Annotated in this window: 23 protein-coding genes; 13 read left to right on the forward strand and 10 right to left on the reverse strand. The window is 64.8% G+C overall.

Going from position 1 to position 18716, the window contains the following annotated elements; translation table 11 throughout:
• Positions 1-91: 91 nt before the first annotated feature.
• On the reverse strand, positions 92-1081 hold the full coding sequence (locus tag ACZ60G_RS37515; RefSeq protein ID WP_465816479.1) for an SMP-30/gluconolactonase/LRE family protein: 990 nt from the start codon (positions 1079-1081) through the stop codon (positions 92-94).
• A gap of 123 nt (positions 1082-1204) precedes the next feature.
• On the opposite strand from ACZ60G_RS37515, the gene ACZ60G_RS37520 reads away from it, so the two are divergent.
• Positions 1205-1663 carry a MarR family winged helix-turn-helix transcriptional regulator gene (locus ACZ60G_RS37520; RefSeq protein ID WP_387294643.1) on the forward strand — a complete coding sequence of 153 codons (459 nt, stop codon included), beginning with the start codon at positions 1205-1207 and terminating at the stop codon, positions 1661-1663.
• A 44-nt stretch (positions 1664-1707) separates the two neighbouring features.
• Here ACZ60G_RS37520 and ACZ60G_RS37525 read toward each other — a convergent pair whose 3' ends face one another.
• Positions 1708-2865, reverse strand: coding sequence for an MFS transporter (locus tag ACZ60G_RS37525; protein ID WP_465816481.1), 1158 nt, complete (start codon positions 2863-2865; stop codon positions 1708-1710).
• Between the two features lie 70 nt (positions 2866-2935).
• Between ACZ60G_RS37525 and ACZ60G_RS37530 the strand changes: the two genes are divergently transcribed.
• Positions 2936-3256 (forward strand): ArsR/SmtB family transcription factor, encoded by a 321-nt coding sequence (locus tag ACZ60G_RS37530; RefSeq protein ID WP_465816483.1) that lies wholly within the window; start codon positions 2936-2938, stop codon positions 3254-3256.
• Between the two features lie 120 nt (positions 3257-3376).
• Complete coding sequence (locus tag ACZ60G_RS37535; protein WP_465816485.1) at positions 3377-3643, forward strand: hypothetical protein; 267 nt, start codon at positions 3377-3379, stop codon at positions 3641-3643.
• Between the two features lies 1 nt (position 3644).
• On the opposite strand, the gene ACZ60G_RS37540 is transcribed toward ACZ60G_RS37535, so the two are convergent.
• A complete protein-coding gene (locus ACZ60G_RS37540) occupies positions 3645-4226 on the reverse strand; it encodes a TetR/AcrR family transcriptional regulator (RefSeq protein WP_465816487.1) in 582 nt (193 codons plus the stop codon).
• A 113-nt stretch (positions 4227-4339) separates the two neighbouring features.
• Here ACZ60G_RS37540 and ACZ60G_RS37545 point away from each other — a divergent pair, with 113 nt between their 5' ends.
• The 5 genes from ACZ60G_RS37545 to ACZ60G_RS37565 all read left to right on the forward strand — a co-directional run bounded on the left by ACZ60G_RS37545 (position 4340) and on the right by ACZ60G_RS37565 (position 7768).
• Entirely contained in the window at positions 4340-4669 is a 330-nt protein-coding gene (locus ACZ60G_RS37545; RefSeq protein WP_465816489.1) for a DUF2867 domain-containing protein, read from the forward strand.
• A 57-nt stretch (positions 4670-4726) separates the two neighbouring features.
• Entirely contained in the window at positions 4727-5515 is a 789-nt protein-coding gene (locus tag ACZ60G_RS37550) for an HAD-IIA family hydrolase (protein ID WP_465816491.1), read from the forward strand.
• 233 nt (positions 5516-5748) lie between these two features.
• Positions 5749-6381 (forward strand): TetR/AcrR family transcriptional regulator, encoded by a 633-nt coding sequence (locus ACZ60G_RS37555; protein ID WP_465816493.1) that lies wholly within the window; start codon positions 5749-5751, stop codon positions 6379-6381.
• Positions 6382-6411: 30 nt separating this feature from the next.
• Positions 6412-7272, forward strand: a complete 861-nt coding sequence (locus ACZ60G_RS37560; protein ID WP_465816495.1) for an alpha/beta hydrolase family protein — start codon at positions 6412-6414, stop codon at positions 7270-7272.
• Between the two features lie 64 nt (positions 7273-7336).
• Positions 7337-7768 carry a nitroreductase family deazaflavin-dependent oxidoreductase gene (locus ACZ60G_RS37565; protein WP_387294652.1) on the forward strand — a complete coding sequence of 144 codons (432 nt, stop codon included), beginning with the start codon at positions 7337-7339 and terminating at the stop codon, positions 7766-7768.
• Here ACZ60G_RS37565 and ACZ60G_RS37570 read toward each other — a convergent pair.
• The 3 genes from ACZ60G_RS37570 to ACZ60G_RS37580 all read right to left on the reverse strand — a co-directional run bounded on the left by ACZ60G_RS37570 (position 7765) and on the right by ACZ60G_RS37580 (position 11429).
• Positions 7765-8403, reverse strand: a complete 639-nt coding sequence (locus ACZ60G_RS37570; protein WP_465816498.1) for a TetR/AcrR family transcriptional regulator C-terminal domain-containing protein — start codon at positions 8401-8403, stop codon at positions 7765-7767. The two genes, ACZ60G_RS37565 and ACZ60G_RS37570, sit on opposite strands and share 4 nt — an antisense overlap.
• A complete protein-coding gene (locus tag ACZ60G_RS37575) occupies positions 8400-9278 on the reverse strand; it encodes an alpha/beta fold hydrolase (protein WP_465816500.1) in 879 nt (292 codons plus the stop codon). Before ACZ60G_RS37575 ends, ACZ60G_RS37570 begins: the two co-directional genes overlap by 4 nt.
• 99 nt (positions 9279-9377) lie before the next feature.
• Entirely contained in the window at positions 9378-11429 is a 2052-nt protein-coding gene (locus ACZ60G_RS37580) for a prolyl oligopeptidase family serine peptidase (RefSeq protein WP_465816501.1), read from the reverse strand.
• A 169-nt stretch (positions 11430-11598) separates the two neighbouring features.
• Between ACZ60G_RS37580 and ACZ60G_RS37585 the strand changes: the two genes are divergently transcribed.
• From ACZ60G_RS37585 to ACZ60G_RS37595, 3 genes are all read left to right on the forward strand, one after another.
• Positions 11599-12573, forward strand: a complete 975-nt coding sequence (locus tag ACZ60G_RS37585) for a dipeptidase (protein WP_465816503.1) — start codon at positions 11599-11601, stop codon at positions 12571-12573.
• 348 nt (positions 12574-12921) lie between these two features.
• Positions 12922-14322 carry a dihydrolipoyl dehydrogenase gene (lpdA, locus tag ACZ60G_RS37590; protein WP_387294657.1) on the forward strand — a complete coding sequence of 467 codons (1401 nt, stop codon included), beginning with the start codon at positions 12922-12924 and terminating at the stop codon, positions 14320-14322.
• Between the two features lie 69 nt (positions 14323-14391).
• Complete coding sequence (locus ACZ60G_RS37595) at positions 14392-15093, forward strand: polysaccharide deacetylase family protein (protein ID WP_465816506.1); 702 nt, start codon at positions 14392-14394, stop codon at positions 15091-15093.
• Positions 15094-15099: 6 nt separating this feature from the next.
• Here the strand turns inward: ACZ60G_RS37595 and ACZ60G_RS37600 are convergent, their stop codons facing one another.
• Both ACZ60G_RS37600 and ACZ60G_RS37605 read right to left on the reverse strand, forming a co-directional pair.
• On the reverse strand, positions 15100-15516 hold the full coding sequence (locus ACZ60G_RS37600; RefSeq protein WP_465816508.1) for a PPOX class F420-dependent oxidoreductase: 417 nt from the start codon (positions 15514-15516) through the stop codon (positions 15100-15102).
• 168 nt (positions 15517-15684) lie between these two features.
• On the reverse strand, positions 15685-16083 hold the full coding sequence (locus ACZ60G_RS37605) for a winged helix-turn-helix transcriptional regulator (protein ID WP_465816510.1): 399 nt from the start codon (positions 16081-16083) through the stop codon (positions 15685-15687).
• 100 nt (positions 16084-16183) lie between these two features.
• On the opposite strand from ACZ60G_RS37605, the gene ACZ60G_RS37610 reads away from it, so the two are divergent.
• Positions 16184-17035: an SDR family oxidoreductase gene (locus tag ACZ60G_RS37610; RefSeq protein WP_465816512.1), complete on the forward strand. Its 852-nt coding sequence runs from the start codon at positions 16184-16186 to the stop codon at positions 17033-17035.
• 235 nt (positions 17036-17270) lie between these two features.
• Here the strand turns inward: ACZ60G_RS37610 and ACZ60G_RS37615 are convergent, their stop codons facing one another.
• Positions 17271-17648 (reverse strand): VOC family protein, encoded by a 378-nt coding sequence (locus ACZ60G_RS37615; protein WP_465816513.1) that lies wholly within the window; start codon positions 17646-17648, stop codon positions 17271-17273.
• Between the two features lie 134 nt (positions 17649-17782).
• On the opposite strand from ACZ60G_RS37615, the gene ACZ60G_RS37620 reads away from it, so the two are divergent.
• A complete protein-coding gene (locus tag ACZ60G_RS37620; RefSeq protein ID WP_465816515.1) occupies positions 17783-18550 on the forward strand; it encodes a TetR/AcrR family transcriptional regulator C-terminal domain-containing protein in 768 nt (255 codons plus the stop codon).
• A gap of 10 nt (positions 18551-18560) precedes the next feature.
• On the opposite strand, the gene ACZ60G_RS37625 is transcribed toward ACZ60G_RS37620, so the two are convergent.
• Positions 18561-18692 (reverse strand): hypothetical protein, encoded by a 132-nt coding sequence (locus tag ACZ60G_RS37625; RefSeq protein WP_465816517.1) that lies wholly within the window; start codon positions 18690-18692, stop codon positions 18561-18563.
• Positions 18693-18716: the final 24 nt, after the last annotated feature.

The following is an 18716-nucleotide window of genomic DNA, read 5'->3' on the forward strand; positions in this document are numbered from 1 at the left end:
GTGCGGGCGTTTCGTCGTGATTTAGATCAAGTTGTCATATGGCGAATAGGCCGATGGCCGGTCCGCTGAACGAACCGGCCGTGCGGCGGGATCAGATTCCGTCAACTGCCAGGACAGCGAATGGCATGGTCGGGGTGCCAGGCCCCATCGGCCCGCCCTTATCGAATTGGGAAGAGACGACCAGCGTTCGACCATTGCTGTGTACCAATGTGGTGGGAATGCGCAGGGAGTCATCGGTGAGCGTGCGGTCCAGTTCGACGGTCGCGCCGTCATCGCTGATCTTCCAGCGGGTAATGGTGTTGCTCGCATTCTGGGCCGCCCACAGCGTGCTGCCGTGCAGTTCCAGTCCGTCACCGTGTTTCAGATCGGGGCCGCGCATGGTCACCTTGCGAATTTCCGGCGAATTCGCCGCGGTCGCAACGCGATACAGCTCACCGGAGTTCATATCGACGATCAGCAGATAGCGACCGGAATCGTCGGACACGATGCCGTTCAAGGTAAATGCGTCCGGCGCGTGCGGGCCGACAATGGTGCTCAAGTCGAATTGTGTTGTCAGATCGGCCTTTCCGCCGTGCGCCGCGGTGACCTGCTCCGGGGTGACCCGGTAGACCACCGGTCGCAGGCTGTCGGTCAGATATGCGCTGCCGTCCGGCGTAATGGTCAGATCGTTGACCAGGCTCGGTTCGGTGCCGGTGATATCGAAGCGGGCGACCAGCGCACGGCTGCCGATGTCGTACACCGCGACTCCGGCCGTCGAGTCGATTACCCACAGTCGTCCTGCCGCATCGACTTTCAAACCATTGGCGGTTTTGCGGCCGTCGGTCCCCTCGGACAGGAAGATTTCGGCCCGCGCGGCGCCGGGTGTTGCGCGGTAGACGGCGCCGTTGGCGTATGAGCCGACGTAGGTGTCACCGGTGCGGGGATCGACGGCGATGCCCTCCGGATAGACGCGATCACCGGGCAGTTCGTAGGCGGTGCTGATGTGGGTTGCCGGTTGGCTCACGGCCTCCGTCGCTGTGCCGCACGCCGTGACGGCGGTGCAGGCGATGGCGGTGGCGATGGTCGAGATGGTGCGGAACATGCTCGTGGCTCCTGATAGTCGAACATCCGGATGCATTCACATCTTAGAATGTGCACGAACTTATATTAGAACTCTAATCAACGTCAAGAGTCTAATCAGTAGACGGGCAGTTACCATGCGGATATGACGTCCATGCACTCCTCCGAGCGCCTCGGCTCGTATATCAAGCGCGCCGAACAGGCCCTCAACTCGGCGAAGAGCGCGGCGCTCAAACCGGCGGGCCTCACCGTTCCCCAGTACGGGGCCCTGCTGTTCCTCATCGAAAATCCGGGCATCAATGCCGCCGCGCTGGCCCGGCTGTGCGGGGTGACCCCGCCGACCATGAATACGATCCTGACCAATCTCCAGGACCGCGGGCTCATCGAGCGCACCCCGCATGCCTGGCACAAGAACGTCCTGGAGACCCGTCTCACCGAAGCGGGGGCGGCGCTCGCGCAGGAGGCGGACGTGAATGCCGTCCGCGTGGAACGCGCATTGGCCGACGAATTCACCGAGGCCGAACATGCCGCGCTGCGCGAACTACTCACCCGCTGCGCCGACCTGCTCGATTCCATCCGCCCCGAATCCGCGCCGAAAAAATAGCTCCCGATCGGATCGACCCGGGAGCTATTGGGGTACAGGCGATTTCACGCCGGAACGACCACCGCCGTTTCGTCGCGTGCCGGTCGGCGCAGGGTTGCGACGCCGAGCGCGAGGGCGACGAAGCCGACCGCGGCGGAGGTCCACGGGAGCCAGCTCGCGCCCGACGAATCGAGCACCGTGCCGCCGAGTAGTGAACCGATGCCGCTGCCGAGGTAGATGGCCGAGCCATTGAGTCCGAGCGCGACGGTCGGCGCGTCATGGGCAATGGCGAAGAGCCGGAACTGCTGCGGGATCAGGATGGCGGATCCGAAGAGGCCGGTCAGGCCGAGTACCGCGAAGACCGCCCAGTGGGCGTGGGTGGCCGGGCCGAGCAGCATCAGGCCTACGAGGCTGCCGACGAGTCCGACGGTCAGTGTGCCGGCCGGGCCGAATCGGTCCACCGCCCGGCCCGCCTGGGAGTTGCCGATGACCTGACCGATGCCCATGACCAGCAGCAGCCACGCGAGTTGTCCCTGCGGCACCGATGGTGCGACGACGACCGGCAGGTAGACGATGGTCGTATAGGCCGCGGTCATCTGCAGCGTCGTCACCAGCAGAACCCGCAGCACGGCGGGTCGGGCGAGTACGCCGACGCGATCGCGCAATCCGGTACTCGGCAAGGTGACGCGCGGCAGCAGCAGCACCAGCGCGGCCGCGATGGCGCCGGCCGCGACGATCGCCCAGAGCACCCCGCGCCAGCCGATCCAACGCTCCACGAAGATGCCGATCGGCACGCCCGCGACGGCGGACAGCGTGATTCCGGCGGTGACGACCGATAGCGCCCGGCCGCGGTGTGCGTCGTCGGCGACCACCCCGGCCACGGCGAAGGCATTGGCCTGGAATGCCGCCGCGCCGATCGCGGCAACGACGCGCGCTCCGGCCATCACCGAAAAGTCCTGCGCCGCAGCCTGTCCGATCATGCCGATGACGAAAAGCGCCGCACCGCCGCCCAATACCCAGCGCCGGTCCCAGGATCCGGTCGCGGCCGCGATGATCGGCGAGGCAATGGCGTAGGTCCAGGCGAACATGGTGGTGAGCTGGCCCGCGGTGGCCACCGAAACGCCCAGGTCGCGGGCGATGAGCGGGAGCATGCCGTTGAGGACGAAACCGTCGGTACCCAGTACGAAGGTGCCGACGGCTAGTGGGATCAGGGATCGATACAAATTGTTCGATGGTTGTCGAAGCATCTTATGATGCTGAGATATAATTCGATGATTGTCAAACGATCGGAGGATGAACGTGCGTCAGCTACCGCAGCCGAGCACCCGCGACCTGGACTTGATCCGGGTGCTCAGCGCCATCGCCGATCCGATCCGGCTGGAGCTGATCCGCTCGCTCGCCGGGGTCCGCGAACCGCTCAGTTGCGCCATCGACAAATTCGATGTCGAGATCACCGCCGCCACCGCATCGCACCACTGGAAGGTGCTGCGCGACGCGGGCGTCACGACCACCTACGTCTCCGGCCGCAACCGACTCGTCGAACTGCGGCGTGACGATCTGGAGCAACGTTTCCCCGGCCTGCTCGATGCGATCATCAACGGCTCGCAATCCTGACCCGAGCACATCGACCGCCCGCTGTTCAAACGCCCCAAAAGTTTTGGCTTTACCGGCGATCCCGTAACAGGTGCACTTGGGGTGGGCACAAGCCTTGAACGTCACTCGGGGGTGGGGACAATGAACGGATTCATGGTCGTGATCGTGATCGGCGTCGTGCTGTTGTTCGGCACGATCGCGATGATCAATCGCGCGAACCGCGACAATCTGCGGCGTCGCAACCGCCGCAGTCGGAGTCGATGGGCCGCGGGCGGCGGTGGCGACGCGGGCGGCGGTTGCGGCGGCGGCTCCAGCTGCGGTGGTGGTTCGAGCTGCGGCGGCGGCTCTAGCTGCGGTGGGGGCGGCTGTGGCGGAGGCGGCGGCGGTGGTTGTGGCGGCGGCAGCTGATTCAGTCCGGCAGCAGACTCTGAAATGCGCTGTCCACCAACATCCTTCGCTGTTCCTCGGTACTCGGGAGCGCGTCGGGGGAGACGCGGGCCAGTTGGTTGAAGCCGTGGTAAATGCTCACGGCGACAACCGCTCTGGTCCGCGCCTGCCCGGCGTTCAGCCCCAATTCGCGCAGCAATTCCGCGACGTATTCGATACGCCGGTCCGCGACGCGGCGCAGCGTCGCGGCGACCGATGCCTGGTCCGCCGAGGCCATTAGCGCCAATTCGATGCGTCCGGTGGCTGCGTAGTCGATGACCTGGGCGAAGAGTCGATGCAACCGCTCGGCCGGGTCGGTCTCGATGGCGATCTCGGCGATCACATCGTCGGTGCTGCGCTGCTCCCAGCGCGCCAGTGCCGCCTCGACGAGGGCCGCGCGGTCCTTGAAATGCCAGTAGAAGCTGCCCTTGGTCGTGCCGAGCCGCTTGGCGATGGGCTCGACGGCGACCGCCGCCAGACCGCCCTCCGCCAGCGCGTCCAGTGCGGCCTGTGCCCAATCGTCGGCGCTGAGCCGTGTCTTCGCGGTCGCATCCCCTTGTGCCATTCCCATACGCTACCGTATGGTCATCCATACGCTCCGGTATGGACTATCGGAGGAGTGCGGTGCCGAGTTATGGACGAGTCGAAATTCCCGAACGAGCGACGTTGGCGCGTTCGTTGGAGACCGATTGGGATTACATCGATTCCTACGAAATAGCGTTGCCGCCGGGCGCTCCAATCGATCCTCGAAAATGGACCCGAAAGATATTCTTCGGCAACCCTTTTCCCGATTGCGAATGTGATGAACGCGAGCACGTGACCGCCGATGCGATGGCGGTCCTCGACTATGTCGTCTCCGTTCTCGTCGACGACGGCACGGTCACCATCACTTCGCTGGTCAAGTATCGAAATCGCTGGGGCCGAGGGTATTTCGCCGTCGTGCGCCCATTCCACCGTCGGCTCGTGCCGTGGATGCTTGCGCGCGCCGCCCGCAGTTTCGCCCGCTGACGCGCCGTTTCGAACGGATGCGGGGACGACTCTGTTGCGCGGTCGTAGGCTGAACCCATGTCTGGCGACATACGCGGTGTGCTCTACGACATCGACGGCGTGCTGGTGACCTCCTGGCACGAGATCGACGGTGCGGTCGACGCCGTGCGCCGCGTGCGCGAAAGTGGTTTGCGCCGAAGGTTTCTCACCAATACCACCTCCCGCACCTGCGATGAGATCGCCGAGCGACTGCGGGCTGCCGGGTTCGATGTCGATACCGCGGAGATCGTCACCGCTGCCCGGCTCACCGGCGAATATGTGGGCCGCCGCTACCCGGATGCGGCAGTCTGGGTGCTCAATCACGGCGATATCGCGGCCGACCTCGCCGAGTTGACTCTCGACGACGAAGATCCGGATGTCATCGTAATCGGCGGCGCCGGTGCGGAATTCACACATGACGCGCTGAGCCGGGTGGCCGAGCTGATGCTGGACGGCATTCCGGTCGTCGCGATGCACAGCGGCCTGACCTGGGCTACCGATACCGGGCTCCGCATCGACGCGGGCGCGTATCTGCCGGGTCTGGAGGCAGCGGGCAGTGCCGAGATCGCGGTGGTCGGCAAGCCCGCGGCGGCCGGATTCCGTACCTGCGCGGACCTTATGGGCCTCGAGCCGGCCGAGGTGTTGATGATCGGTGACGATCTGCACTCCGATGTGCTCGCCGCTCAGCAGGCCGGTATGACCGGAGTTCTGGTGCGCACCGGCAAATTCCGGCCCGCCGTTCTGGCGGCCACTTCGGCCGCACCGGATCACGTCATCGATTCCGTCGCGGAACTGCCCGCGTTGTTGAAAGGTCTGTCGAAAGAATAATTCTAAAAAAAGTCCTGCAAAAACTTTCGGCGTGCCGAACCTCTCGGTATCCTCCGTTGCGGCAAACAGTCAGTGACGCCCACTGTGGCAGCAGCTAGATCGGAGATCGGCATCCGGTGAGCGCAATAGCAACCGAGCGGCCAACTTTCGGCTAACACCTGTTTCGCCGAAGGTTGAGACGAACGGCCCGATCCATGACGAGGGGATCGGGCCCTTCGGTATTGTCTGCCCCAATGTCACAGGATGCGAATACGGGACGAATGTATGCCGGGCAACCCGTAGAGGACCGGCAACGTCAGCGGCGTGCGCGTTTTCTGGAATCGGGCCTGACGGTCTTTGCGCGCGATGGCTACGCCAATAGTTCGGTCGGCGCTATCTGTAAGGACGCCGGACTCTCCTCGAGGCAGTTCTATGAGGAGTTCACCGGCCGCGAATCCCTCCTACTCGAGCTCTACGAGCAGATCGATAGGGAATCGCGCGATGCGGTGACCGCCGCCCTCGAGAAGAAATCCGATGCGACCGCGCTGGAGATCATCGATGCCGCGGTGCGCGCCTACGTCGAATCCATCGGCTCCGATCCGCGCAAGGCGCGGGTGGCGCTGGTAGAGGTCGTCGGCGCCGGGCCGAAGGTGGAGAAGTTCCGGCTGGAGCTGCGTCGCGTCTGGGGTTCGCTACTCGCCGGCGCCGCGGAGGATGCCGCCTTGCACGGCGAAATCCCAACGGGCGACTACGAGATGCGGGTGCTGGCCATCATCGGCGCGGTCAACTACGTGGTGGATTCCTGGAGCGGTTCGGATCCGCGCCCACCACTAGACGACGTGATCCGGGTGCTCAGCCGAGTGATCATGGGTGCGGTCGGCGCATAGTTGCGGCGGCTGTCGGCTACCGTGCGCTCTATGGAGACGGTCCCCATCCAGATGCCGGACGGCACCACCGTGCCGGTGCGGCTGTTCCCGGCGACCGGTGCGCATCGGCATCCGGTGCGCCCGGATGCGCCGCGTCCGGTGGTGGTGATGGTGCCCGGCCTCGGTGTCCCGGCCGGGTACTACGAACTGTTCGCTCAGGAGCTGGCCGCGCGCGGCTTCGATGCCGCGATCGGTGAGCTGCGCGGCACGGGTGACAGCCGCCCGCGCCCGAGCGCCGCGAGCACCTTCGGCTACCACGAACTGGCATCGGTCGACTTCCCGGCGATCTTCTCGGTGGTGCGCGACCGGTTCCCCGACAGCACCCCGTATCTGCTCGGCCACAGCATGGGCGGCCAGCTCGCGGTGCTGTACGCGGCGCGGATCCGCGGACGCCTGGGTGGGCTGATCCTGATCGCCTCCGGTACCCCGTATCACCGTGGATTCCGGGGTATTTCGGGTCCCGGCATGCTGGCCGGCACCGCAGTCATGTCGCTGACGGCCAATCTGGCGGGCTTCTGGCCCGGCGACCGGATCTCGCTCGGCGGCTTCGGACGCCAGTCGAAGGTGCTCATGTCGGACTGGGCCCGGCTGGCCCGCACCGGCCGCTTCGTGCCGGTCGATGCGGATATCGACTACGAGGAGCGGATCGCCAGACTGAAGCTGCCCGTGCTGTCCATCACCATGACCGGCGACGATCTCACGCCGAGCAGTTCGGCCGCACATCTGCTGGCCAAGATGCCCCAGGCCGAGGTGACCACCTGGGTACAACCGGAACCATTGGGGCACAACGGCTGGATCCGTCGGTACGGCAGCACGGTCGATCAAATCGAAAAGTGGTTGCGGGACCGCTAGATGGTGACCGCGTGCCTACGTCGCGACGAAGCGCAATCGAGCAAGCCGTCATAAGCTGGTGCTCGTGTCGAATGAGCAACGGCGGCAACTACATCTGGATGTCATCGCGGAATTCCGCGCCAATGCGGGAAAGGTCGGCGGGCAGTTCGCGAACATACCGCTGCTACTGCTGACAACCACCGGCGCCCGCACCGGCGAATCCCGAACCTGGCCGCTGGCTTTTCAGCGCGACGGTGACCGGGTAGTGGTCTACGCCGCCAACGGCGGACGGCCGAATCGTCCGGGGTGGTACCACAATCTGACCGCGCACCCCGAGGCCGTCGTCGAAGTCGGTACCGAATCGTGGCCGGTGTTCGCATCGGTTGCGGAAGGCGATGAGCGGCAACAGCTTTGGGAAAGCAAGCTGGTCGACGCACCATTCCTCGCCGACTTCCAGGCCAAGGTCTCCTGGCAGATCCCGGTGGTCATCCTGGCTCCGGCGAACGGCAATTCCTAAGTGGGGTCGGCGGTTTCGCTGAGGTGTTTTGCGAAGCCGTCGAGCATTGCGATGAGGCCGATTTCGAAGTGGTCGGTGTTTGCGGTGGCGTCGGCGGCTGCGGCGAGGGTGTTGTAGGCAGGGGTGTTCGGGGCGGGTTTGCGACTGCGTTGGGATGCTACGGCGGCTACGGTGTGGCTGAGGATATGTCCGACTACGTATTCGCGTAGGCAGCGGGCGAATTGCAGGGCTACCGCTGGGGTGAAGCCGACGCCTTGGAGGCGTTCGACCATCCAGTTTCCGGTTTCGATTGCCGCGGCGCTGCGGACCGGTCTTGTTGCGAAGATCGGGACGGCGTTCGGGTGGCGGCGGAGTGTGGAGCGGAGGCGATGTGCGTAGGCGCTCATCAAGTCCGGCCAATCTTCCTGCCACGGAAGGGTTTCCATGTCGAGTTCGTCGAACATCGCTTCGGCGATGCCGTCGAACAGGTCCTGCTGATCGGTGAAGTGCCGGTAGGCCGCCATCGGGTCCGCCCCTAGAGCCACACCTAATTTCCGCATGGTGAAGCCGTCGAGTCCGGCGGTATCGATGACGGTCAGCGCCACCGCGGCAATATAGTCGCGATTCAGTGCGATCCGGGTAGTCGGCTTTTTCATGCGCTGATCAGCTCCACCAGCCGGGTGACGAACTCCTTCGGCTGCAACTGGTAGGGCACATGTCCGCCAGGGAATTCCACACAGTCGCGGCCGAGTTCGTCGGCCAGTGCGTGCGCTGCGACGTAGTACGGCTTGCCGACGCTCTCGCGTCCGGTCGCCAGCTGCCACGGCACGTCGACCTTCCGGAGGGCGGCCAGGTCCGGGTGGTAGTCGAAGCAGAAGGCGGGCAGTTCGCGTCGCAGCAGCAGGTCGGCATTGTTCAGCTGGCGGGTCATGGTCGCCGGCTGAGTTCGGGTGATCCGGCGAAGTGCGGCTCCGATCGCGAGCGATGCGCGACTTGCAGCGGCCATCAGGGCTTGTCCCGCATTCGATCGGAGGATCCGTGGCACATTCGGCATGGTCAAAACGCCGAATGCCGCGAACGCGCGCATCGGACTCTTCGCAACGGCGAGTGCGCCGATGTCGGCGATCTCCTGCCGCGCAGGGCTTTCGACGGACAGCAGTTGGACCAGCGGCGGTTCGTGCACGACTGCATCGATAAGCCGATCTGTGTGTGCGGCAAGCAATTCGAGCGTGATGATCGCGGCACCGCTGCTGCCGAAGACGTGTGCGCGCTCGATCGCGTAGGCGTCGAGGACCGCGATGACATCCGCCGCCTGCGTCGCGACATCGATCGCGGCGTGCGAATCCGTGAGCGGGCTTCGCGAATTGCCGCGCCGGTCGAAGGTGATGACGCGGTAGCGGTCGGCCAACAGGGGGATGACGGCCTCGTACATTCCGGCATCACCACCGCCACCGGAGATGAGGACCAGATCCGGTCCCGTTCCGGCCGCTTCGGTGTGCAGTCGCGCGCCGGGGGTATCGACGATTCGCATGACGACTCCTTGTCTACATCGTAGACCGAGTCTACGTCGTAGACATACTGCCGCGACAGGTCGACCCGGTGCAGGATGCACCGGGCCGGTTGGACCTGATTACCGCTCCATCAACATCTGCGTGAAGAACTCGTAGATGAGTCCGGCCTGGAATGCCGACTGCTTGTTGTCGGCCGCACCGCCGTGGCCACCCTCGATGTTCTCGTGGTACCAGATGGTGTGGCCCTGTTCCTCCAGCAGCGCAGCCATCTTGCGGGCATGGCCCGGGTGGACCCGGTCGTCGCGGGTGGAGGTGGTCAGCAGGATCGGCGGGTAGGCCGCGTCGGAGCGGACGTTCTGGTAGGGCGAGTACTTGCTGATGTACTCCCACTCTTCGGGCTTGTCCGGATCGCCGTATTCGGCCACCCAGGACGCACCGGCCAGCAGCAGGTGATACCGCTGCATATCGAGCAGCGGGACCTGGCAGACGATGGCGCCGAACAGCTCCGGATAGCGGGTCAGCATGACACCCATGAGCAGGCCGCCGTTGCTGCCGCCGACCGCGCCCAGCTGTTCATGCGTGGTGATGCCGCGGGCCACCAGATCCTTGGCGATCGAGGAGAAGTCCTCATAGACCTTGTGCCTGTTGGCCTTCTGCACCGAGGTGTGCCACTGCGGGCCGTATTCGCCGCCGCCGCGGATATTGGTCATCACCCAGGTGCCGCCGCGTTCCAGCCAGCCCATGCCGGAGGCGCCGCTGTAGGCGGGGGTGCGGGATACCTCGAAGCCGCCATAGCCGGACATCACCGTCGGGCCAGGGGTGTCCTTGCGGTCGCGGTGGCGGATCACGAAGTACGGCACCATGGTTCCGTCATCGGAGCGCGCGAAGAACTGCTCGGTCTCGATGCCATCGGCGTCGAAGAAGCCGGGTTCCTGTTTGAGTTGTTCGGTCCGGCCGCCGACCGCGCTGGCGAGCAGGGTGGCGGGAGTGGTGAATCCGCTTGTGGTCAGCATGAATTCGTCGCCGCCCTCCAGCGGGTCGAGATTCATCACGCTGGTGGTCGCCATCGACGGGGTGTCGGCGAGCGGCTCCCGGCGCCAGCCGTCCGGACCGGGGGTGAGGACGTAGAGCTTGGTCTGCACATCCTCGAGGGTGATCAGCAGCAGATGGTTCTCGGTCCAGCCGTAGCCGTGCAGTGAAGTGTGCTCGTCCGGGGTGAAGATCACCTCGAATTCCCGTGCACCGGAAAGGAATTTCTCGAAGTCCATGGCCAGCAGCGCACCGGCTGGGTAGGTCTTGTCGCCGATTTCCCACGGCGACTTCAGTCGGACCAGGAACCAATCCTTGTACCAGGACTCGCTGGCGTCGGTCGGTACATCGAGATGCCGCAGACTGCCGTCGCTTTCGAGCAGGTACACCTCTTCGTTGAAGAAGTCGGTGGCACGGCCGACGAAATGCCGTTCATAGCCGGGTGTCCGGTCGTAGCCTGCCGAGACCGCGACATCGCCTGCCTCGCCCTCGAATACCGTTTCGGCCTCGGTGAGCGGGGTGCCGCGCCGCCAGCGCTTGGCGATACGCGGATAACCGGAATCGGTGAGCGAACCCGGCCCGAAATCGGTGCCGACATACACCGAGTCGATATCGATCCAGCGGATCTCGGATTTCGCCTCGGACAGGAAGTAACCACCGTCGGCCGGATCGATGAATTCCCTTGTTTCGATATCGAATTCGCGCACGACCTTGGCATCCGCGCCGCCGCGGGACAGGCTGATGAGTGCACGCGACTGTTCCGGCCGCAGCACCGCGGCACCGCCCCACACCCAGTTCTCGCCCTCGGCGGTGCCGAGTGCGTCCAGGTCGATCAGCACATCCCAGTCCGGCGCTTCCTTGGCGTATTCGGCGAAGGTGGTGCGCCGCCACAGCCCGCGCGGATGTTCGGCGTCGCGCCAGAAGTTGTAGAGCCAGTGGCCGCGCCGACCCGGGTAGGCGATCTTGGTGTCGGTGTCGAGCATGTCCAGGATGCGGCGCTCGAGCTCGGTGAACCGATCGGAGCTGGCGAAACGCTCGACAACCACCTCGTTGTGCGCGCGTGCGAAGTCGAGGGCCCGCTCATCGGTTACTTCTTCGAGCCACAGGTAGGGATCGGTCACAGTTTGCTCAACGCCCGTCATGTCCACATTGTTGCCGAGAGGCTTTAAAGGTGAGATATCACTCGATGAATCGGGCAATTCGGGCGGCCTGTTACCGGTTGCTAGACATCGGTTCGAGTAGTGACATACGTACCGGTCGGATCAGTAGGATCGCTGCTCCGATACCGAACCGAGGCGGAAGGTGGCCGGTTTGCCACAGTTTCTCTGGGAGCAGCACTGCTGCCTGCCATTACTGCATTCCGCTCGGATCGCCGACCTGGCGCGCTATCCGTCCGGGTCGTATTTATCGGTGAACGTCGGATATTCACACCAGTCGACCGAGGATTCGCTCGCGCTGCTGCACAAGTTCCGCCGGGATGCGCTGCGCGACGGTCGGTTCCGGCTGGTCGAGCGGTTCGCCGATATCGGTGCCGCCGATACCATTTCGCTGGCCTTCGACCTGGAGGATTCGGGGCCGCTGGGCGGTGATCCGGATAACCTCGAGATGTTCTACGAACTGGGCGTTCGCTCAATGCTGCCGACGTACAACCACGCCAACGCGGCGGGTTGCGGCTGTCTTGATACCGACGACACCGGACTCACCGCCTACGGCCGAGATCTGGTGCGCAAACAGAACGAGGTCGGCCTATTCGTCGACGGTTCGCACTGCTCCCGCCGCACCGGACTGGACCTGGCCGAACGCACCGAAGTTCCGATGATCTACAGCCATTCCAATTTCGCCGCCCGGTGGGCGCATCCGCGCAATATCACCGATGAACAGGCGCTGGCCTGTGCCCGGACCGGCGGGGTTATCGGTATCAATGGAGTGGGAATCTTCCTGGGCCAGAATGCGATCGATGGCCGGGCCGAGCGGGTCGCGGCAATGGCCACGCATATCGAATACGGTGCGGAACTCGTCGGGATCGAACATATCGGCATCGGATCCGACTACTCCTTCGATGCCGAGGATTTCAATGACATGCTTACGCAGGATCCGGGGGCGTTTTCCGACGCGTATACCAAGTGGGGGCCGCTGCAGTGGGTACCGCCGGAAGATCTGCTCGGACTGAGTGAGTTACCCGGCCTGGATGCCGTACTCGCGGATCGCGGATTCAGTGCGGCCGATCGAGCGGCGGTGTTCGGTGGCAACTTCGCCCGTATCGCACAGCAGGTCTGGCGCGACTGAGGTCCCTGGCCGCGCGCCGGCGACAAGCCGCCTCAGTTCGGAACCGGGTCGGTCGCGGGTGTGCGGCAGTGCGCAGTCTCGAGTAAATAATGTTCACGAGACAGCCGCTGTGGGGTGCCGTGCACATCAACCGGCGTGCCACGGAGCCGAGAGCCAATGGCTATGGAACCTGATGGCGGTGCAAGCGGATTTAGTTCACCGCCGAGCCGGGCCGCGCGCGACAGCCAGGGCGATATCTGCCTCCGTATCGGTCCGCGCACCCGAAAGCCGCGGCACTATGTGGCGCGTATCGCATAGTTGCGGGGGGACGGTGGGTGAAGTTTGCTCGACAGAGTTAGGCTCGACGGCGTGACTTCCCATTACGACGTTGTCGTTCTCGGTGCCGGTCCTGGCGGTTATGTCGCCGCCATCCGTGCGGCACAACTTGGCCTCCGTACCGCGATCGTCGAGCAGAAGTATTGGGGTGGTGTCTGCCTCAACGTGGGCTGCATCCCTTCCAAGGCGCTGCTGCGCAACGCGGAACTCGCGCATATCTTCACCAAGGAAGCCAAGACCTTCGGCATCTCCGGCGACGTGAGCTTCGACTTCGGCGTCGCGTTCGACCGCAGCCGCAAGGTCGCCGACGGCCGGGTCAAGGGCGTCCACTTCCTGATGAAGAAGAACAAGATCGACGAGTTCGACGGTAAGGGCACCTTCACCGACGCGAACACCCTCTCGGTCGCCCTGTCCAGCGGCGGCACCGAGACGATCACCTTCAGCAATGTCATCATCGCCACCGGCACCGTCACCAAGCTGCTGCCGGGCACCTCGCTCAGCGCGAATGTGGTGACCTACGAGGAGCAGATCCTCACCCGGGACCTGCCCGGCTCGATCCTCATCGTCGGCGCAGGCGCGATCGGCATGGAGTTCGGCTACGTCCTGAAGAACTACGGCGTCGACGTGCGCATTGTGGAGTTCCTGGACCGTGCGCTGCCGAACGAGGACGCCGACGTCTCCAAGGAGATCACCAAGCAGTACAAGAAGCTCGGCATCACCATCACCACCGGTGCGGCCGTGCAGTCGATCGACGACGACGGCTCCAAGGTCACCGTGTCGATCAAGGACAACAAGACCGGCAACCTGGAGACGGTCACCGTCGACAAGGTGCTGCAGGCCGTCGGCTTCGCGCCCCGGGTCGAGGGCTATGGCCTGGAGAACACCGGCGTCGCGCTCGAGCGCGGCGCGATCGTCATCGACGACAACATGCGCACCAATGTGCCGCACATCTACTCCATCGGTGACGTGACCGGGAAGCTGCAGCTCGCCCACGTCGCGGAGGCCCAGGGCGTGGTCGCCGCGGAGACGATCGCCGGTGCGCCGACGGTCACGCTCGGCGACTACCGGATGATGCCGCGCGCCACCTTCTGCCAGCCGCAGGTCGCCAGCTTCGGCCTCACCGAGCAGCAGGCCCGCGACGAGGGCTACGACGTGAAGGTCGCCACCTTCCCGTTCACCGCCAACGGCAAGGCGCACGGCCTCGGCGATCCGACCGGTTTCGTCAAGCTGGTCGCCGACGCCAAGTACGGCGAACTGCTCGGCGGCCACCTCATCGGTCCGGATGTCTCCGAACTGCTGCCGGAGCTGACCCTGGCCCAGAAGTGGGACCTGACCGTCAACGAGCTGACCCGCAACGTGCACACCCACCCGACGTTGAGCGAAGCCCTGCAGGAAGCGTTCCACGGCCTCGCGGGCCACATGATCAACTTCTGATCCGTGTCGAAGACGGTGGTGTTCGGGCCGAAAGGTCCGGGCGCCACCGTTTTTCATTGGAGCTGAACAATGCGACGCAAATGGTTGATCGGTAGTGCGCTGGTGCTCGTGGTGGCATTGGCGCTGGCGGTCGGCGGCTACTACCTGATGAACTCGCGCACCTTCCAACTGGCGGGGCGGCTCGTGAACCGAGTCGATACCACCGACAAGGTGGTGGCATTGACGCTCGACGACGGGCCGACGGACAAAGCGCCGGAAGTGCTGAAAGTCCTTGCCGAAGCCGGGATTCCGGCCACCTTCTATCTCATGGGCCGGGATCTGGCCGCGCATCCCGAATACGGCAGGGCCATCGCGCAGGCCGGCCACGAAATCGGCAATCACACCTACAGCCATCGCCGCATGGTGCTGGTCTCCGGCGATACCGTCCGCGACGAGATCGAGCGAACCGACGCCGAAATCGCGAAAACCGGTTACCAGGGCCCGGTCACCTTCCGCCCGCCCTACGGGAAGAAGCTCTGGGCCCTACCGAAATACCTCTCCGACCACGACCGCACGACGATCACCTGGGATGTGGAACCCGACTCGGGCAAGCAGGCCGGTACCGACGCCATCGTCGCCGAAACCGTCTCCAAGGTGCGGCCCGGCTCCATCGTCCTACTGCATGTCATGGGCCAGTGGACCGAATCCCTCGCCGCCATTCCGCGCATAGTCGGCGAACTCCGTTCCGCCGGTTACCAATTCGTCACGGTGTCGGAGCTTCTGAAGCACTGAGAATCGTCAGAGCATGCCGTAGGCGTGGGTGGGCGTCAGGCGAACGAGGGCGCGGCGGTCGGTGACCATGGCCTTGCGGTATTCGTCCCAGTCGGGGTGCTCGCCCGAACCCGCTCGGTAGTAGCCGACCAGTTCGTCGACAGTGGAGTCGTTGGGGTCCGCGGCGACGGGCGTTAGATCGACGGTGCCCTCGATGACGGCGTAGGCGAAGAAGTCGTCGCGGGTGACGTGGATGGCGGCCCACGGGTCGCGCGCCAGATTGTGGTACTTGGCCCGGTCGGCGGTGATGGAGATGCGGATGATCCCGTCGTCACCCACCACGTGCAGCACATTGGACAGCTGTGGGCGACCATTGCGCCGGATCGTCGTGAGCACGGACCGCTTGGTGGTCCGCGCGAAATCAACAGCCGAGGAAATTTCCATACCCACACCAACCCACCACAAGCCCCCGACCTTCCCGCTGGTCAGCTGATCACCATGTAACGGTTGCGGCATCGCCCGAGAGACCACTCCACCAATACATGGTGATCATGTCGTCCCTGTGCCAGGGTGCTCGCCGACGGGACGTGCATGCGCCGGCGAATTCCGGGGTCAGTCGCGGTGGTAGGCGGCTTGGGCTTCGTGGACGCGGGGCATGTTGGTTTCGACGATCTGGATGAGGTCTTCGAGGCGTTCGGCGACCAGGGCGCCGAGCTCGGTGAGGGTGTATTCGACTCGCGGTGGGATGGTTTCCTGTACCTCGCGATGGACCATGCCGTCGCGCTCCAGGGCCTGCAGGGTCTGCGAGAGCATGCGCTCGCTGACGCCGTCGACGCGACGGCGCAGGGCGCTGAACCGGTACGGCCCCTCGCGCAGCGCGACCAGGGCGAGGGTGCCCCAGCGGCTGGCCACATTCTGGAGCACCGGTCGTGACGTGCAGTTCCGGGCGAATACGTCGGCTTCCAGCGTCGGATCGTCGGTATCCACCAACGGCGTGCGCTGAGTGGTCATGGAATCGATAGTACCCAACTTGACCAAAGTGTCTACGGAATGCATAGTGCTTACTAATAGTTAGTACATGATGAAACGTACAGATCCTTGGAGGTAAGTCATGACCGTCGCCGTAACCGGAGCCGGTGGGCAGCTAGGCCGCCTCGTCGTCGAGGCGCTGTTGCGCGAGGGGACCACGCCGGTGGTCGCGATCGTGCGTGATCCGCAGAAGGTCGCCGATCTGGCCGAGCGGGGCGTCGAGGTCCGGCAGGCCTCCTATGACGACGCCGAAGCGCTCGACCGCGCCTTGGTCGGTGTCGACCGGGTGCTGTTGGTCTCCGGCAACGAATTCGGTGCGCGAGTCGCCCAGCACACCAACGTAATTCGGGCCGCCGAGCGTGCGGGCGTGAACCTGCTCGCCTACACCAGCATTCCGCGCGCCACCGAGAACCCGCTCATCCTGGCCCAGGAGCACCGAGGCACCGAGCAGGTGCTCGCGGAATCGACTGTTCCGCACACACTCCTGCGCAACGGCTGGTACTGGGAGAACTACTTCGGCGCACTCGGGCACACGGTCGAGTCCGGCGTTCTGCACGGTGCTGCGGGTGCTGGTCGCGTCGCAGGCGCCGCGCGCGCCGACTACGCCGAGGCGGCCGCCAAGGTGCTTACCACCGACGGTCACGCGGGCCGGATCTACGAACTCGGCGGCGATGAGCGCCTCACCTATGCCGAACTCGCCCAGGTGATTTCGCAGGCTTCCGGCAAGCCGGTGCGCTATGAAAACCTGTCCAAGGAGGACTACAGCGCGGCGCTCGAGCAGGCCGGTCTGCCCGGCGACTACGCCGCGGTGCTCGCGGATTCGGACGCCGGAGTCGGCGACGGCATCCTCGATGTGGACTCCGGCGACCTCCAGAAACTGCTCGGCCGCCCCTCCATCCCCGCCGTCGAGGTCTTCCGCGCCGCCCTCGCCTGAGGTATCCAGGGGTGAGTTCACCGGGTTGCACGCCGTATTTCGGCCGCGCGTTGTCCGCGCTCGTCGTTACGGCGTGCAATCCCTTTATATGTCAATGGAATTGGTAGCCGAGCGGGGTCTTACGCCGCCGCAGCGTTACGCGACCATGGGTAGGTTCGCCGGGCTTGCGCGGTGCGGCCGCGAGGCATTGACACGACATGCAACCCCATGGTGAATCGACCGACCTCGACTCCCATCAGACCCACTGCACCAATTGCAGGATGATGCCGTTCGGATCGGTCGTCTGGAAGTAGCGCTCACCCCAGGGCTCGGTCTCGATCGGGGTGACGATCGGCACGCCCTCGCCCTGGAGCCGTTCGTACTCGGCATCGATGTCGTCCACGACGAACGCGACCAGTAGTCCCTCGCCCGCACTTCCCGCCTTGTCTTTCGGCTTGAAGCTGTCGAGACCGGTGCGCAGGTAGCACAGGGTGAAACCGGCATCGGGGCGGGCGACCGAGACGAAACCGTCGGCCGACATCTGCTCGGTGAAGCCGAGGTGGTCGATGGCGAATTTTGCCGAGGCCTGCGGATCGGCGACATTGAGCGAGATGGCGGAAGCGGTGATTTTCACAAGGTCCTCCTCGGGAGCTGGACTCAAATACTATACTAAGTATGCTGTACTTTGTAGAGAAATTCCCCGAGTGGTCGCACTGTTATGTGGGTCACGCCGATACGATCGGGATCTCGCGAACACGAGGAGGCGGCATGGCCGAGCAGTCACGGGACCGCAGCAGCGCGGGCGATCCCGTGCGCACCTTGGAACTACTGTGGCGCGTGCCCGCCGCATCGGTGCGCGGACCGAAGCAGCGCAGCAGTGTGGATGCCGTGGTCGCGGCGGCCATCGAAATCGCGGATGCGGATGGGATCGGCGCGCTCACTATGCGAGCCGTCGCCACCAAGCTGGGCTTGACCCCGATGGCCACCTATACCTACGTGCCGGGCAAGGCGGAACTCGTCGACCTCATGATCGACGCGGTCTATCGGGAGATGTCGCGTGCCGACCTGACCGATCTGCCCTGGCGCGATCGCGTCACGAGGATCGCCGCCGAGAATCGGGCCATGCTGGCCCGCCACCCGTGGGTCGCCTATTTGCCGACCACGCGGCCACCGCTCGGCCCGGGCGTCGCCGCCAAATATGAACATGAACTGCGTGCCTTCGACGGCCTCGGTCTCGACGATCTCGAGATGGATGCCGCCGTCACCTACGTCCTGGGCTTCGTCACCTCGGTGGCGCGCATCGCCATCGACACCGAACGCGCCCTAACCGAGAGCGCCATGTCCGACCGGCAATGGTGGGAACGCGCCGCCCCGCTACTGGCTCAATTCTTCGATGCCGAGCGCTATCCGCTGGCTGCCCGCGTCGGCGCGGTCGCGGGGCAGGCGCACGACTCCGCCTACAGCGCCGACCACGCCTACGAATTCGGTCTGGTTCGAGTCCTGGACGGCCTGGCCCAGCTCATCGAAAACCGCTGAGCCGCAGGGCTTACTGATCACCGGTCTCGTTGTGCGGTTTCGGACGCTGTGCGGTGTCCGCACCGCTGGGAAGCAGGAAGCTGGTGATCACGATGGACAGAAGAATGAATCCCGCCACGATCAACACGAGGCTGACAGTCATGACGGCCCCTTTCTCTATCGAGCC

This window comes from Nocardia sp. NPDC102475 (assembly GCF_055584605.1).